12 protein-coding genes are annotated in these 15,236 nt (G+C 56.5%); 5 read left to right on the forward strand and 7 right to left on the reverse strand.

Features of this window, described 5'->3' with window-relative positions:
• Positions 1-68: 68 nt before the first annotated feature.
• On the reverse strand, positions 69-1,052 hold the full coding sequence (locus FY046_RS03480) for a helix-turn-helix domain-containing protein (RefSeq protein WP_133841423.1): 984 nt from the start codon (positions 1,050-1,052) through the stop codon (positions 69-71).
• Between the two features lie 76 nt (positions 1,053-1,128).
• Here FY046_RS03480 and FY046_RS03485 point away from each other — a divergent pair, with 76 nt between their 5' ends.
• Positions 1,129-2,145: an alpha/beta hydrolase family protein gene (locus FY046_RS03485; protein WP_242462118.1), complete on the forward strand. Its 1,017-nt coding sequence runs from the start codon at positions 1,129-1,131 to the stop codon at positions 2,143-2,145.
• A 67-nt stretch (positions 2,146-2,212) separates the two neighbouring features.
• Here the strand turns inward: FY046_RS03485 and gyrA are convergent, their stop codons facing one another.
• Positions 2,213-4,849, reverse strand: coding sequence for a DNA topoisomerase (ATP-hydrolyzing) subunit A (gene gyrA / locus FY046_RS03490; protein WP_133841422.1), 2,637 nt, complete (start codon positions 4,847-4,849; stop codon positions 2,213-2,215).
• A gap of 191 nt (positions 4,850-5,040) precedes the next feature.
• Here gyrA and ubiG point away from each other — a divergent pair, with 191 nt between their 5' ends.
• The 4 genes from ubiG (at position 5,041) to yfaE (ending at position 10,030) form a co-directional block, all read left to right on the forward strand.
• Positions 5,041-5,775, forward strand: coding sequence for a bifunctional 2-polyprenyl-6-hydroxyphenol methylase/3-demethylubiquinol 3-O-methyltransferase UbiG (gene ubiG / locus FY046_RS03495; protein WP_446185759.1), 735 nt, complete (start codon positions 5,041-5,043; stop codon positions 5,773-5,775).
• Positions 5,776-6,267: 492 nt separating this feature from the next.
• Positions 6,268-8,553 (forward strand): class 1a ribonucleoside-diphosphate reductase subunit alpha, encoded by a 2,286-nt coding sequence (gene nrdA, locus FY046_RS03500; protein ID WP_446185760.1) that lies wholly within the window; start codon positions 6,268-6,270, stop codon positions 8,551-8,553.
• A 90-nt stretch (positions 8,554-8,643) separates the two neighbouring features.
• Entirely contained in the window at positions 8,644-9,774 is a 1,131-nt protein-coding gene (gene nrdB, locus FY046_RS03505; protein WP_200642952.1) for a class Ia ribonucleoside-diphosphate reductase subunit beta, read from the forward strand.
• A gap of 1 nt (position 9,775) precedes the next feature.
• Entirely contained in the window at positions 9,776-10,030 is a 255-nt protein-coding gene (gene yfaE / locus FY046_RS03510; RefSeq protein WP_133841418.1) for a class I ribonucleotide reductase maintenance protein YfaE, read from the forward strand.
• A 240-nt stretch (positions 10,031-10,270) separates the two neighbouring features.
• On the opposite strand, the gene FY046_RS03515 is transcribed toward yfaE, so the two are convergent.
• The 5 genes from FY046_RS03515 to menB all read right to left on the reverse strand — a co-directional run bounded on the left by FY046_RS03515 (position 10,271) and on the right by menB (position 15,228).
• A complete protein-coding gene (locus FY046_RS03515; protein ID WP_277395215.1) occupies positions 10,271-10,393 on the reverse strand; it encodes a hypothetical protein in 123 nt (40 codons plus the stop codon).
• A gap of 366 nt (positions 10,394-10,759) precedes the next feature.
• Complete coding sequence (locus tag FY046_RS03520) at positions 10,760-11,950, reverse strand: nicotinamide mononucleotide deamidase-related protein YfaY (RefSeq protein WP_133841417.1); 1,191 nt, start codon at positions 11,948-11,950, stop codon at positions 10,760-10,762.
• 85 nt (positions 11,951-12,035) lie between these two features.
• On the reverse strand, positions 12,036-13,421 hold the full coding sequence (gene menE, locus FY046_RS03525) for an o-succinylbenzoate--CoA ligase (RefSeq protein WP_212813088.1): 1,386 nt from the start codon (positions 13,419-13,421) through the stop codon (positions 12,036-12,038).
• A complete protein-coding gene (menC, locus tag FY046_RS03530; RefSeq protein WP_159336286.1) occupies positions 13,403-14,371 on the reverse strand; it encodes an o-succinylbenzoate synthase in 969 nt (322 codons plus the stop codon). Before menC ends, menE begins: the two co-directional genes overlap by 19 nt.
• Positions 14,371-15,228, reverse strand: coding sequence for a 1,4-dihydroxy-2-naphthoyl-CoA synthase (menB, locus tag FY046_RS03535; protein WP_133841414.1), 858 nt, complete (start codon positions 15,226-15,228; stop codon positions 14,371-14,373). The genes menC and menB overlap by 1 nt, the downstream gene beginning before the upstream one ends.
• Positions 15,229-15,236 lie beyond the last annotated feature (8 nt).

Consider the following 15,236-nt stretch of genomic DNA (forward strand, 5'->3'; position numbering starts at 1 on the left):
TGATTGCCGATACAGTAGCGTCAGCATGGTAAAAAAGCCAGTTATCAGCACGCCCGCAGGCCGCTATTTCAGTGATTTTCAGCCTGTTCCCAGGCATCTTTGCGCCACTCAGATGGGGTTTTACCCGTGATGCGGCGAAACTCGCGATTAAAGTTGGATTTGGTCTGGAAACCGACGCTCTCCATCACTTCAATCACCGTCTGCTGGCTGCCCGCCAGACGCTCCCCCGCCTCGCGGATACGCCAGCCATTCACATACTGAGACACGCTTTGCTGATAGAGGGCATTCACCGCCGCGGATACCTGCCGCGTCGGGATCCCGGCTTTGCGCGCCAGTCGCGCAAGGTTCAGCTGAGGTTCCCGGTACAGCCCGGCCTGCATCAGTGCATCAATACGGGCCACAATATCCGGGTCCTCTGCACTGGCCTCCCGCGTCACCTTGATCACAGGCGGTGCAACAGGTACACGGCTTAACAACAGCAACAGCGACATCACCGCCGCGATGGTCAGATTTCCGGCTAATAACAGTCCCGGGGTTCCCTCCGCCGCCGCAAATATCATTAACCAGGACACGGTGATATCCAGTAAGGCTACCGCAACCAGCAATAGCGCCAGCAGCCGCCAGCCGCGCAGCGTCAGATCACTCTCGCTCAGTACCGCCTCCGGCAACACATCGCTGCCCGATTTCAGCCGCAGCAACATCAGGCCGGCACAGCCCAGCCAGATGGCAGGCAGCAGCCAGTCAATCCCCTGCGGCAGCCACAGCACGCAGGCGACCATCAACATGACCACCAGCGCACTGCGCCAGGCGTGTACGCTCTGCCCGGTTGCCTGTGCCAGCGCCAGACGGCACATCAGCGGCAGTGCCGCCGCCGTGATGGGCTGCAATCCGCGCCAGACCTTTTCCCCGGGCAGCATAATAGCCAGCCCGGCAATCAGACTGTGCATCAGACACAACCACAGCAGCAGTTGAAACAAGTGTCCGGTGTATCGGCGCTGCACCAACAGCAACACGCACACCAGACTGAGCAAAAAATTAACCGGTATCAGCATAGGACTCTATCGCGATCGAGGACGCCAGGCGCCTGTAATGTCCTGATAATAGGCTTTTTCCACACGACGAGTGAATATGATGCGTTTAATTATTTCCACAATGCTATGGATACTGAGTCTCCCCGCGTGGTGCTATTCGGTTGGCAGCCAGCAGGAAACGATCGTTGATAGCCAGCGCGCACGCACGCTGAATGTGCGTATTTTTTATCCCAGCCATAGCGAGCAAGTCCCTCAGCGACAGGCAGAGAATGGCGTTTTTTCGGGGTTCTCGGCTATCGTGAATGCGCCGCTGGCAACAGGCCGTTTCCCGCTGATTGTGTTGAGCCACGGCAGCGGCGGTAATAACGCCAGTCTCGCCTGGCTGGCCGTTCCTCTGGCAGCGCGCGGTGCCATCGTTATTGCCGCCAGCCACCCCGGCAGTACCACCGGAGATTCCAGTCCAAAAACCGATCTGACCCTTCAGATAACCGATCTCTCTTTTATGCTCACCCACTATCTTCAGGCTCCACGCTGGCAGCAGACGATCGATGCAGAAAAAATCGGCGCGATAGGTCATTCTAAAGGCGGATACAGCGTGCTGGCGCTGGCCGGTGCCCGCACCAACCGCCAGCAGATGAGCCACTACTGCCAGAGAATGCCACAGATGCCAGACTGTCAGTTTTACTATCGTGATGGCGTCAGACTGGAAAACACGGACGACCAGCGCCTGGCGGCCAGCTATCGCGATCCGAGGGTGAAGTGGGTCATAGCCCTCGACCCCGGCATGAGCTACGTACTGACCCGCAGCAGTCTGGATACCATCAAGATCCCGTTGCTGACCATCGCCGCAGACTATTTTATTCGTGCCACCGGAAAGATGAATCTCGGTGTGGATCGTCTTAAATTACCGCTGATAACCGTGCCTGATGCCGGGCACTTTGACTTTCTACCGCTCTGCCAGCCCAATGCCGCCGCGATTCTGGCAGAGGAAGGGGAGGCATTTATTTGTGAAACCCCAACGGCGCAACGGGAAGTGATCCACCAGAAAACCCTGGCCGACGTCGGCCAGTTTATGCAACACCACGGTTTTCTCGCGCCCCGGCCCGCTAAGTAAGTTCTGTTTTTCAGGTAAAAAAAAGCCGGTTCAGAGTGAACCGGCTTTTTTATCAGACCCTTAACGATTACTCGTCATCGGCCTCAGGTGCATCGTCGTCGCTTTCCACTTCCGGGGCAATATCGTCATCCCCTTCCGCGACGCTGCCGTCGATAGCATCAAGTTCATCTTCTGCTACCGGTTCGGCCACACGTTGCAGACCCACCACGTTTTCATCTTCAGCGGTACGAATAAGGATAACACCCTGGGTGTTACGCCCTACTACGCTCACTTCAGACACGCGGGTACGCACCAGCGTACCGGCATCGGTGATCATCATAATCTGATCGCTGTCGACAACCTGTACCGCACCAATAACCGGTCCATTACGTTCGGTCACTTTAATCGAGATCACACCCTGCGTCGCACGCGACTTGGTTGGATACTCGGTGTTCGCCGTACGCTTACCATAACCGTTCTGTGTCACGGTCAGGATGGCACCATCGTCACGCGGTACAATCAGTGACACCACGCGATCGCCTTCTGCCAGTTTGATACCGCGCACGCCAGAGGCAGTACGACCCATCGCACGAACAGCGCTTTCTGCGAAGCGCACCACTTTACCGGCGGCAGAGAACAGCATCGCTTCATCGCTACCGTTGGTCAGTGACACACCAATCAGTTCGTCGTCGTCACGCAGGTTGACGGCAATGATACCGGCGCTGCGTGGGCGGCTGAACTCTTTCAGGGCCGTTTTCTTCACGGTACCGCTGGCGGTCGCCATAAAGATGTTAAAGCCTTCTGCATACTCACGCACCGGCAGGATTGCGGTGATACGTTCGTTGGCTTCCAGCGGTAACAGGTTGACGATTGGACGTCCACGCGCACCACGGCTGGCTTCCGGCAGCTGATAAACCTTCATCCAGTACAGACGACCACGGCTTGAGAAGCAGAGGATGGTGTCATGGGTGTTGGCCACCAGCAGGCGGTCGATAAAGTCTTCTTCTTTAATGCGTGCAGCCGATTTACCTTTACCACCACGGCGCTGCGCTTCGTAATCAGTCAATGGCTGATACTTCACGTAGCCCTGATGCGACAGGGTCACCACAACATCTTCCTGGTTGATCAGGTCTTCGATGTTGATGTCGGCGCTGTTAGCGGTGATTTCGGTACGACGCTCATCGCCGAACTGATCGCGGATCAGCTCCAGCTCTTCGCGAATCACTTCCATCAGACGCTCGGAACTGCCCAGAATGCGCAACAGCTCTGCGATCTGCTCCAGCAGCTCTTTGTACTCGTCGAGCAGTTTTTCATGCTCAAGTCCGGTCAGTTTCTGCAGGCGTAAATCAAGGATCGCCTGAGCCTGCTGCTCAGTCAGATAGTACTGACCATCGCGGATACCGAACTCATCTTCCAGCCACTCAGGGCGCGCCGCATTATCACCGGCACGTTCCAGCATCGCGGAGACGTTACCCAGCGCCCATGGACGCGCAATCAGGCCCGCTTTCGCTTCAGAAGGAGAAGCAGCGCGGCGGATCAGCTCAATAATCGGATCGATGTTCGCCAGCGCTACAGCCAGAGCTTCAAGGATATGAGCACGGTCACGCGCTTTGCGCAGTTCGAAAATGGTACGGCGGGTAATCACTTCACGACGGTGACGCACGAAGGCTTCAAGAATATCCTTCAGCGGCATAATCTTTGGCTGGCCCTGGTGCAGTGCCACCATGTTGATGCCGAAAGAGGTCTGAAGCTGAGTCAGTGAATACAGATTGTTCAGAACCACTTCGCCAACGGCATCGCGCTTCACTTCGATCACGATGCGCATACCGTCTTTGTCAGACTCATCGCGCAGGGCGCTGATGCCTTCCAGACGTTTTTCTTTTACCAGCTCGGCAATTTTCTCAATCAGGCGCGCTTTGTTCACCTGATACGGAATTTCATGCACGATGATGGTTTCACGGCCGGTCTTCGCATCCACTTCCACTTCGCCACGGGCGCGGATGTAAATTTTTCCACGGCCAGTGCGATAAGCTTCTTCAATGCCACGGCGGCCATTGATGATAGCGGCGGTCGGGAAGTCCGGGCCTGGGATGTGTTCCATCAGCCCTTCGACGGTAATGTTTTCGTCGTCGATATAGGCCAGGCAGCCGTTGATCACTTCGGTCAGGTTATGTGGAGGAATGTTCGTGGCCATCCCGACGGCAATCCCTGAGGAACCGTTAACCAGCAGGTTGGGAACGCGGGTCGGCATCACTTCCGGGATCTGCTCGGTGCCATCGTAGTTAGGCACAAAGTCAACGGTGTCTTTTTCCAGATCCGCCAACAGTTCGTGAGCGATTTTGGACATGCGAACTTCGGTATAACGCATCGCAGCAGCGGAGTCGCCGTCTACGGAGCCGAAGTTGCCCTGACCGTCCACCAGCATGTAACGCAGCGAGAACGGCTGCGCCATACGCACGATGGTGTCATACACGGCAGTGTCGCCATGAGGGTGATATTTACCGATGACGTCACCGACGACACGGGCGGATTTTTTATAAGCTTTGTTCCAGTCGTTACCGAGGACGTTCATAGCGTAAAGCACGCGGCGGTGAACCGGCTTCAGGCCATCACGGACATCTGGCAGCGCACGGCCAACGATGACCGACATTGCATAATCCAGATAGGAGTTCTTTAACTCTTCTTCGATATTGACCGGTGTAATTTCGCGGGCCAGGTCGCTCATGGAGGCGCTTTCCTTCTGTATTATTCCCGGATTCAAAGGTGCGAAAGTATATCACAAAGCAGCCATGTGTTGAATGGAAAGCGTTGCTTTGGCCGCTTTATTGCATTCTGTCCCTCTCCGGCCCGCGCCCCTGCCCATCGCAACGCGTAAACATGTATAATGGGGCAAACTTTGGCTGGAGTAATAACCCAATGAAATCAGAACAAAACGCGGGTACGCAGAACGTTGATCACGGTGAAATCGCTAAATTTGAAGCAGTTGCTTCACGCTGGTGGGATTTAGAAGGCGAATTTAAGCCTTTGCACCGGATTAATCCGCTGCGCCTTGGCTGGATTGCCCAACACGCTGACGGCCTGTTTGGCAAGAAGGTGCTGGATGTTGGCTGCGGCGGCGGTATTCTCGCCGAGAGCATGGCGCGTGAAGGTGCGAACGTCACCGGGCTGGATATGGGAGCGGAACCGTTGCAGGTTGCCCGTCTACATGCACTGGAAAGCGGCGTAGCCATTGATTACGTCCAGCAGACCGTGGAAAAGCACGCTGAGCAGTTCGCCGGACAGTACGATGTGGTGACCTGCATGGAGATGCTGGAGCACGTGCCCGATCCACGTTCCGTGGTCCATGCCTGCGCCCGGCTGGTGAAACCGGGTGGCGAAGTGTTCTTCTCAACCCTTAACCGCAATAGCAAATCCTGGCTGATGGCGATCATCGGCGCAGAATACGTATTACGTATGGTGCCGCGCGGCACACACGACATCAAAAAGTTTATCCGTCCGGCTGAACTGCTGAACTGGGTCGATGAAACCCCCCTGCGCGAACGCCATATTATTGGCCTGCACTACAACCCGATCACCAACCACTTCAAACTGGCTCCGGGCGTTGACGTGAACTATATGGTGCATACGCACAGCGCCATCGACGCGTCGTGACGCTATACGGGCGGATGCCGATCCGCCCGTGCGATATACGTGCGATATATAAGTCCATCTTAGTGCCTGACGCGAGATAAGATCGTTTTCGTCTTATCCCTGTCATCAAGATCAGGTTAATCTCACCGCATCACGCCATTTGTGCCCGTGAGGCGTCTTATTGTGCGTACTTTTTCAGCGCCCCAAAGCTCGAATTTTTTAACCTGAACAAGAAACCCGCGCTCGATCAAGATTCTAAAAAAAATCTCAACCCATTGACATTGACCCAGGGCCTTGAGAAACGTGGACTTAGGAAAAATACCAGCCCTAGAACCGGAGTTTGCCGCGAAAATCAAGCCTTGTTAAGCACGCGGAAATTACTAGAATACTCACCATATTGTTATCAAGGTTTCTTCCACCCCCTATATGTAGTGTTTATCCACAGAGTTACTCACAATGAGAAATCTGTGTATAAACGTGGGGACTATTTGTTAAGGACAGGTAAAACGCGACATGAATCAGAGTCTGCTTGTAACCAAACGCGATGGCCGCACCGAGCGTATCGATCTCGATAAAATCCACCGTGTTCTCGACTGGGCTGCCGAAGGACTGCAAAACGTCTCCGTCTCTCAGGTTGAACTGCGATCTCACATCCAGTTCTACGAAGGTATCCGCACTTCTGATATCCATGAAACTGTCATTAAGTCTGCTGCTGATCTGATTTCTAAAGATGCCCCTGACTATCAGTACATGGCTGCCCGTCTGGCCATCTTCCATCTGCGCAAAAAAGCCTACGGCCAGTTCGAGCCGCCAAAGCTGATTGACCAGGTCACCCGCATGGTAGAGATGGGCAAATATGACCATCATCTGCTGGAAGATTACAGTGCGGAAGAGTTTGAGCTGATGGACGGCTTTATTGACCACTGGCGTGATATGAACTTCTCCTACGCGGCCGTGAAGCAGCTGGAAGGCAAGTATCTGGTGCAAAACCGCGTGAGTGGTGAGATCTATGAAAGCGCCCAGTTCCTGTACATTCTGGTCGCGGCCTGCCTGTTCTCCGGCTACCCGCGCGAGACGCGTCTGGACTACGTGAAGCGTTTTTATGATGCGATCTCCACCTTTAAGATCTCACTGCCAACGCCAATCATGTCCGGCGTGCGTACGCCTACGCGCCAGTTCAGCTCTTGCGTGCTGATCGAATGTGGTGACAGCCTGGACTCTATCAACGCCACTTCCAGCGCCATTGTGAAATATGTTTCTCAGCGCGCCGGGATTGGTATCAATGCGGGCCGCATTCGTGCGCTGGGTAGCCCGATCCGTGGCGGTGAAGCCTTCCACACCGGCTGTATCCCGTTCTATAAGCATTTCCAGACTGCAGTGAAGTCCTGCTCTCAGGGCGGCGTTCGCGGCGGAGCAGCCACGCTGTTCTACCCGATGTGGCATCTGGAAGTCGAAAGCCTGCTGGTACTGAAAAACAACCGTGGTGTTGAAGGCAACCGCGTGCGCCATATGGACTACGGTGTTCAGATCAACAAACTGATGTATCAGCGCCTGCTGAAGGGCGAAGATATCACCCTGTTCAGCCCGTCTGACGTGCCGGGCCTGTACGATGCTTTCTTTGCGAATCAGGACGAGTTCGAGCGCCTGTACACCAAATACGAGCAAGACGACAGCATCCGCAAACAGCGCATCAAAGCGGTAGAGTTGTTCTCACTGATGATGCAGGAACGTGCTTCTACCGGCCGTATCTACATCCAGAACGTCGACCACTGTAATACTCACAGCCCGTTCGATCCGGCTATCGCACCTGTTCGCCAGTCCAACCTGTGCCTGGAAATTGCGTTACCAACCAAACCGCTGCTGGATGTGAACGACGAAAACGGCGAAATTGCGCTGTGTACGCTCTCCGCATTCAACCTGGGCGCGATTGAAAGTCTGGATGACCTGCAAGAGCTGGCCACGCTGGCAGTTCGCGCGCTGGACGCCCTGCTCGATTATCAGGATTACCCCATCCCGGCCGCCAAACGCGGTGCAATGGGGCGTCGTACGCTGGGTATTGGTGTGATCAACTACGCCTACTATCTGGCTAAAAATGGCGTACGCTACTCCGATGGCAGCGCCAACGTCCTGACGCACCAGACCTTTGAAGCTATCCAGTACTGGCTGTTGAAAGCCTCCAACGACCTGGCTATCGAACAGGGTGCCTGCCCGTGGTTCAATGAAACCACGTATTCTCAGGGTATTTTGCCAATCGACACCTATAAGAAAGATTTGGATGCGATTTGTAACACACCGCTGCTGCTCGACTGGGAAGCACTGCGTGAATCCGTGAAAACGCACGGCCTGCGTAACTCCACGCTGTCTGCGCTGATGCCGTCAGAAACCTCTTCGCAGATTTCTAACGCCACCAACGGGATTGAACCACCGCGCGGCCATATCAGTATTAAAGCATCAAAAGACGGTATCCTGCGCCAGGTGGTCCCGGAGTATGAACGTCTAAAAGACAGCTACGAGCTGCTGTGGGATATGCCAAACAATGACGGCTACCTGCAACTGGTCGGCCTGATGCAGAAATTCATCGACCAGGCGATTTCATCGAACACCAACTACGATCCAACGCGCTTTGCCAACGGTAAGGTGCCAATGAAGCAGTTGCTGAAAGACCTGCTGACTGCCTATAAGTTTGGCGTGAAAACGCTTTACTATCAGAACACGCGTGACGGTGCAGAAGATACTCAGGAAGACCTGGTACCCTCGATTCAGGATGACGGCTGTGAAAGCGGTGCCTGCAAGATCTAATCTCCGTGGGCCAGGTTTGCCTGGCCCCTTCGCGAAACATTGACTCTGAGGGTCGGGCATGCCCGACCCTGAACGCATCTGGAATACATCATGGCTTACACCACATTTTCGCAGAATAAAAATAATCAGCTGCTGGAACCGATGTTCTTCGGCCAGCCGGTGAACGTGGCGCGTTTCGACCAGCAGAAGTATGACATCTTTGAAAAACTGATCGAAAAGCAGCTCTCTTTCTTCTGGCGCCCGGAAGAAGTGGACGTCTCACGCGATCGTATCGACTATCAGGCACTGCCGGATCACGAAAAACACATCTTTATCAGCAACCTGAAATATCAGACGCTGCTGGACTCCATTCAGGGACGTAGCCCGAACGTTGCGCTGCTGCCGTTGATCTCGATTCCTGAACTGGAAACCTGGATTGAAACCTGGGCATTCTCAGAAACCATCCACTCACGTTCTTACACCCATATCATTCGTAATATCGTTAACGATCCCTCGCTGGTGTTTGACGACATCGTCACTAACGAGCAGATTCTGTCGCGGGCCAAAGATATCTCCGGCTATTACGACGACCTGATCGAAATGACCAGCTACTGGCATCTGCTGGGTGAAGGTACGCATGAAGTGAATGGCAAAACCGTCACCGTCAGCCTGCGTGCACTGAAAAAGCAGCTCTATATCTGTCTGATGAGCGTGAATGCGCTGGAAGCTATCCGCTTCTACGTCAGCTTTGCCTGCTCGTTCGCCTTTGCCGAACGTGAACTGATGGAAGGCAACGCCAAAATCATCAAACTGATCGCCCGTGATGAAGCCCTGCACCTGACCGGTACTCAGCATATGCTGAACCTGCTGCGCAGCGGTGAAGATGATCCGGAAATGGCAGAGATTGCCCAAGAGTGCCGCCAGGAGTGCTACGACCTGTTTGTGCTGGCAGCCGAGCAGGAGAAAGAGTGGGCAGAATATCTGTTCAGCGGCGGTTCGATGATCGGCCTGAATAAAGACATTCTGTGGCAGTACATTGAGTACATCACCAATATCCGTATGAATGCCGTCGGCCTGGATCTGCCGTTTAAAACACGCTCGAACCCGATTCCGTGGATTAACTCCTGGCTGGTTTCCGATAACGTGCAGGTCGCGCCGCAGGAAGTGGAAGTAAGTTCTTACCTGGTCGGCCAGATTGACTCTGAAGTAAACGCTGACGACCTCAGCGACTTCGAGCTGTAAGATGGCGAGCATTACACTGCGTACCACCGGTACGCAGCTTGAATGTCATGATGAACACCCTTCCCTGCTTGCCGCACTGGAGTCGCACCGGGTGTGCGTGGAGTATCAGTGCCGTGAGGGCTACTGCGGTTCGTGCCGCACACGTCTGCTGAAGGGTGAAGTCAGCTACAGCGCAACGCCGTTGGCCTTTGTGCAACCGGGTGAGATTTTGCCCTGCTGCTGCAAGGCCGAAGGGGATATTGAGATCGCGCTGTAAGGGGTTAAGCGCGGCTATCTCATCGACATCGGGTCGGGCATGCCCGACCCCTACGCATTCCCGATAATCGATACCATCACCGCACCACATCGGGTCGGGCATGACCGACCCCTGCGCATTACTGATAATCGATACTGTCACCGCATCACATCGGGTCGGGCGTGCCCGACCCCTGCGCATTACTGATAATCGATACTGTCACCGCATCACATAGGGTCGGGCGTGCCCGACCCCTGCGCATTACTGATAATCGATATCGTCACCGTGCCACGTCGGGTCGGGCGTGCCCGACCCCTGCGCATTACTGATAATCGATATCGTCACCGTGCCACGTCGGGTCGGGCGTGCCCGACCCCTGCGCATTACTGATAATCGATACTGTCACCGCATCACATCGGGTCGGGCGTGCCCGACCCCTGCGCATTACTGATAATCGATATCGTCACCGTGCCACGTCGGGTCGGGCGTGCCCGACCCCTGCGCATTACTGATAATCGATACCATCACCGCACCACATCGGGTCGGGCATGACCGACCCCTACACGTTCCCGATAATCGATACCGTCACCGCATCACATCGGGCCGGGCATGACCGCCCCCTACACGTTCCCGATAATCGATACCGTCACCGCATCACATCGGGCCGGGCATGACCGACCCCTACACGTTCCCGATAATCGATACCGTCACCGCATCACGTAGGGGCGAGGCATGCCTCGCCCGGAGCGTTTACAGCGTTTCCACCACATCAATCCAGCCGTGTCCGGTGGTCACTGACTGACCATTCAACCAGCGGCGCAGCATATTCATCGCCAGCATGGCCACCATCTCCTGCCGTGCTTTCAGACCATGTCGGCTGACGTTAAACTTCACTTTTTGCGCAAAAGTGCCGTCCGGCGTGTGCAGAGCAAAGCCCAGACGATCGTCCTCCAGACTTCCCACGACCAGCGATAACCGGGCATGGTTCTGTTTCGCCAGCTGCTGACTGCGTGCCGCCAGCAAGCCCAGTGACTCACTCTGATGAGGCAACACGTTGCCCGCCGCCAGAGAAGCACCGGCGGAAATAAGCTGCCATTGCAACAGCCCGGCGCTGAACTGCTCGCTAACGGCAAGCGTAAGCTTATGTTCTTTCAGACGGCGTGCCAGCTGCTCGGGTAAGGTTTCAAACCCTTCAAAGATCACACTGTCACCGGCAATCTCACGTACCTGCTGCCAGAACTGCTCCATCTCGGCACGCTTTGACGCCGGACCGTTCAGCTTCAGTTCGATAATCGGCATCGATGCGCGGTAACCCATCACCACCCCTTCCGGCAGCGCTAAAGGCTCAATATCAGAGGCGAGGTCACTTTCCCCGCGACCAAAAGTGGTCATCCGCAGGCAGACGGGCGGCTCGGGCAACTGGAAACGGGCTTTCAGGCGCGGCAGGATTTGATCCATGACCATCACCTTGTATTCGGAAGGCACACCCGGCGTGAAGAAGATCCAGCAGCGATTAAGCTGCATGGCGAAACCGCAGGCGGTGCCGACCGGGTTATCGATCATCTCCGCACCCTGCGGGATTTCAGCCTGCTTACGATTACTGGCGGCCATCACTTTGCCACGGCTGGCAAAGAAGGCTTCCATTTTCGCCAGCCACTCAGGATGAATTTGCAGTTCCACTCCGGCTGCGGTGGCGGCGGCCAGCGCACTCAGATCATCACTGGTCGGCCCCAGGCCACCATTCACGATCAAGACATCAGCCACTTTGCTGCGCTCGGTCAGTACCGTCACCAAATCCTGCAAGCTGTCCCCTACCGTCTGACGGCTGGTCATCGGTAAGCCCTGCTCAAACAGTACGCCAGCCAGCCAGGCCGCGTTGGTATCGACGATTTGTCCGTGCAGCACTTCGTCGCCGGTCGCGAGCATTTCCACTCTTATCATGTTGTTCTCCGGGTACACTCAAGCTTTACACTGTAAGAAGCACCCGGCAGAAATACAACGTCAATTTCCACTTCTTTAGCCGTCATTAGACCCGCGATGTCAAACAGGCCTGCGTCTGATTTGCCACCCATGCCTTCAGCTGCACGCGTGAGCGCTTGATCGCCCCGCCGTTATCAGCCGGTAGCGGATACCACGCCACCGGGCGCTGATACCCGGCCAGCTTTGGCGCGGCCCAGTCGGCCAACACCTCCAGCCCAATATTGCCTTCCACCAGTGCGACCGCGCGATGACCGTACTCCGCATCGACTTTTGGCACAATAAACACCTGTGTCACCGCCGGATGGGCGAGCAAAATGCGTTCAATATGCTCCGGCTGTACCGACTCACCGCCTGAAAAGAACAGGTTATCGCGCCGTCCGTCGACCCGCAGCTCGCCCCGATGCCAGTGCCCACAATCGCCGGTACGTAACCAGCCGTCGTGATCCGTCAACGGCATCAGTGCGCCCTGCAACCAGTAGCCGGAGGCCAGAGCGGGCGAACGCACCCAGATCTCACCGTCGACCACCCTGACCTGATGGCCAGCCAGTGGCGCACCCACGCCTGGATGTTCGTCTGCCCGTCGGGCGCAAAGAGTCGATGCAGTTTCCGTCATACCGTAGCCACAATAACAGTGCAGCCCGGCGGCCTCCGCCTGACGCGTCAGCTCAGCGGGGATTTGCGCACCGCCCAGCAGTACCGCGCGCAATCTGGCGGGTAAAACAGGTTGATTGAGCAGGCGCCAGAGCTGCGTGGGCACCAGAGACGCGATGCTGCTGCGCGCCAGTGCAGTATGCAATCCTTTGTCATCGGGGATCACCAGCGTGCCTCCGGCCAGCAGCCAGCGCCAAAGGATGCCCTGCCCGGAGACATGAAACAGCGGCAGCGACAATAACCAGCGATCATCAGCCGTCAACGCCATCAGTTCAATGACCGCTGCGGCGCTGTGCAGATGGGCGCTGAAAGTGTGGGCCGCTGCTTTAGGCAGCCCGGTAGAGCCAGAGGTTAACGTCAGGGTGGCGATCCGATCCGGCTGCCACGGCTGGCTGCCATCACCGGCAATCGGACGCAGCGCCAGCATGGGTCTTTCAATACTGGTTTCCCCGGCCAGATTGAGTACAAAGTCCAGCCCCAGCCCCGGCAACAGCTGGCGTAGCTGGGCATCCGGCAACTGAGGGTTAAGCCCCAGCACTCGTGCCCCGCAGGCCATCAGTCCGAGCCACGCCAGCAGCGCCGCCAGACTGTTCGCGCTTCGCAGCGCCACGACATCTCCGGCGGCCACGCCTTGCTGCTGAAAGCCCTGAGCATGTTCTGCCACCGCCTGTGACAGCTGCTGCCAACTGAGCGTGACCTCGCCACTATCAATCGCCAGCGACGCCGGACAACACTTCTGCCAGTCACGCCACGGCCAGTCGGCTATCGTTGCCAGAGACATTGCAGCACCTCTCTGTTCTGCACAGGTAACATACTGCCGGGCCACGCCCGCAGCACCTGCTGCTGCATCAGTTGCAGCGTATCCAGGCCTGGCCGCACGCCCGGCGTCAGCTCATGTGCGAGCCGTGCCAGTTGGGTCAGCCCAAGGCTGGACTCCAGCGCACTACTGATCACCGGGGTTAACCCCTGCGCTTTCGCCTGTAACACCTGATGCTGTACGCGCTGAATACTGCCCGTGAGCATCGGTTTGATGACCACGGCCACCACGCCGGGTGCGGCGGTCAGTGCGTCATCATGGTCACGCAGGGTTTCATCCCAGGCGATGTTAATACCTGTCTCAGCGGCAAAGGCGAGGCTCTGCTGTCTGTCACGGCAAGGCTCTTCGATAAACGCAATGCGTGAACGCAGCTCCGGCGACACATAGCGGGCAAAGCTCAATGCCTTTTCCAGCGTCCAGCTTTGGTTGGCATCCAGCCGCAAGGTGAGGTGCGGTAACGCCTCCAGCAGCAGGTTGACCTGCATGCCGTCGCGTATCGCCTCGTACAGGCCCACTTTCATTTTTGCCAGCGGCTCTGGCTGACGCAGCAGTTGCTGAAATAACGCGTCCGGATCGCCACTGCACAGCTGCGCCAGACGATACTCCCCTTCTGCGGGCAGGGTGTTCGTCAGCTCGGCCTGCGCACAGCTGATGCCGAAGGCCACAGAAGGCCGTTCACTCTCTGCGGGCGTTTCACCCTCACACCACTGCGCCAGCCAGCTCATCGCCTGCTGCTGTGCTTGTTCAAGTGTCTCATGGCTGAACTCAGGGAGGGGGGCAATCTCACCCCAGCCTTGCGCTGCTCCCTCCATCAGGTTCACCAGCAGTCCCTGGCGGGTTTTTAACCGCTGGTTTCGTAACACCACCCCGGCGTCCATGGCGACCTGATAACCGTATAACGTGGCGTGACGCATCAGGGATTACGCCGGAAGTTGCTGAAGTCAGGCTGACGCTTTTCGTTGAATGCATTGCGCCCTTCCTGCCCCTCTTCCGTCATATAGAACAGCATGGTGGCATTGCCCGCCAGCTCTTGCAGCCCGGCCTGGCCATCACAATCCGCATTGAGAGCGGCTTTCAGGCAGCGCAGCGCCATCGGGCTGTTTTGCAACATCTCACGGCACCAGCGAACGGTCTCTTTTTCCAGCTCGGCCAGCGGTACAACGGTATTAACCAGCCCCATATCCAGTGCCTGCTGTGCGTTATACATCCTGCACAGGAACCAGATTTCACGCGCCTTTTTCTGGCCGACAATACGCGCCATGTAGGCCGCGCCCCAGCCGCCATCAAAGGAGCCCACTTTCGGCCCGGTCTGACCAAACTGTGCATTATCTGCCGCAATCGTAAGGTCGCACATCATATGCAGAACGTGGCCGCCACCCACCGCATAGCCCGCCACCATCGCCACGACCGGTTTCGGACAGGTACGAATCTGGCGTTGCAGGTCGAGGACGTTAAGATGATGAACGCCCGCGTCATCTTGATAACCGCCGTAGTCGCCGCGAACTTTCTGGTCCCCACCGGAGCAAAATGCCCGTTCGCCTTCGCCGGTCAGCACAATCACGCCCACCGCCGGGTCACGGCGCGCATTATCCAGCGCCTGCTGGATTTCACTGACCGTTAACGGGCGAAAGGCATTACGTACTTCAGGGCGGTTGATGGTGATTCTGGCAATACCATCGTCCGTTTTGTGATAGCGAATATCGCTGAACTCAGCGCCGCAATCCCGCCACTGCGCCGGGGCATACAGCAGGCTTTCATCTGGATACAACATCAAAGCTC

Source organism: Erwinia sp. 1181_3, assembly GCF_052824965.1.